This window comes from Metabacillus sp. RB-C-LZQ-3-1, from assembly GCF_058315175.1.
Map to the genome: position 1 here is coordinate 1 of NZ_JBZFLI010000055.1, position 1,438 is coordinate 1,438.

Annotated in this window: 1 protein-coding gene; it reads right to left on the minus strand. The window is 37.3% G+C overall.

Translation table 11 applies throughout. The features are described 5' to 3' along the window. Positions 1–32: 32 nt before the first annotated feature. Positions 33–1,381 (minus strand): IS3 family transposase gene (locus tag AC4GZ8_RS26325; RefSeq protein ID WP_491084836.1). Its coding sequence is split into 2 segments (ribosomal slippage): positions 33–937 and positions 937–1,381, totalling 1,350 coding nucleotides; the frame shifts between segments, so codons are not numbered across the junction. Positions 1,382–1,438: the final 57 nt, after the last annotated feature.

A 1,438-nucleotide genomic window follows, 5' to 3' on the forward strand; every position in this document is an offset into this window, starting at 1 on the left:
TGAAGTGAACCAAAAAAGTTAGACAATATACCTTAAGCAGCTTGCTGGACCTGAGACCTGTATTCTACAGGACTCAGGTCATTTAACTTTGCCTTCATTCGTATATTGTTGTAGTAGTATATATAATTGTGTAATTCTTCTATAAAATGATCAATGCTTTTAAACTCCTGTAGATAGAGGAGTTCTGTTTTAAGGATGCCAAAGAAGTTTTCAATAACGGCATTATCGAGACAGTTTCCCTTTCGGGACATGCTTTGTGTTATATTCTTGGCTTTAAGGGTTTTCTGGTACTTAGCCATCTGGTAATGCCATCCTTGGTCTGAGTGGAGGATTAATTTATCCTCTGGATTTAAGACCTCTAAAGCTTGTTCAAGCATGCCTCCTACTAAATCAAAAGTAGGTCGGAACTTTACTGTATACGAGATGACTTCACTATTAAACAAGTCAAGTATAGGAGATAAATAGAGTTTCTGTCCGAAAAGACTAAATTCTGTTACATCCGTTACCCATTTCTGATTAGGTTTATCCGCTTTGAAATCCCGCTTCAGAACGTTAGGCGCAACTTTCCCCACATTTCCGCGATAGGACTTATATTTCTTCATACGAACTTGGCACTTAATTCCAAGCAGGTTCATAAGCTTGAGGACAGTCTTCGGATCATGATTTAACCCTCTCTTATCAAGCTCTTTTTTTATGTTACGATGTCCATAACGACCTTTATGTTGGTGATATATCTCTTGTATTGCCTCTTTAACCTTAGCGTATTTATCAGGACGGTCCATGTGTTTTGTCCAATAATAATACGTACTTCTTTTAATCCCAGCTACCTTGATCAGCTCAGCGACTTTATAGTCATTCCTTAGTTCAAAAATTACTTGCGCTTTGATTTTTGTTGTAATTTTTTCTGTTCCTGAACTAAGGCATTCAACTTTTTTAGATATGCATTCTCCATTCGTAAACGTTCTACTTCTTGGATAAGGGATTCATTTGTTTCGTTGGTTAAATCGTTCTTCTTTCTTTCTTTTGTCATGGGAGGTCGCCCCTTCTTTTTGGGTAAGAGGGCTTCCGCTCCTTCTGTATCAACAGCTCTCCTCCAAGCACTGATGGTTGAGGGGTCGGGAATTTTAAACTTCACCGCTGTATCATTAAGAGATGCCCAATTATCGTCCATATATTTGAGTACCTCCATTTTAAACGCAGCAGAGTAATTTGTGTAACTTTTTCTTAAGGAATCTTCTCCATATTCAACATAAAGATTTGCCCACTTTTGTATTGACTTATGATGAGTACCTAGCTTATTAGCAATATCACGATATGAAAGAGATCCTTTTTCATACTCTTTTACTGCCCATAACTTGTCCTCGAATGTGAATTTAGCCATATAAAAAAACTGCACCTCCATTGTTAGTTTTGTGTCTAACAATTTTGGTGCAGTTCA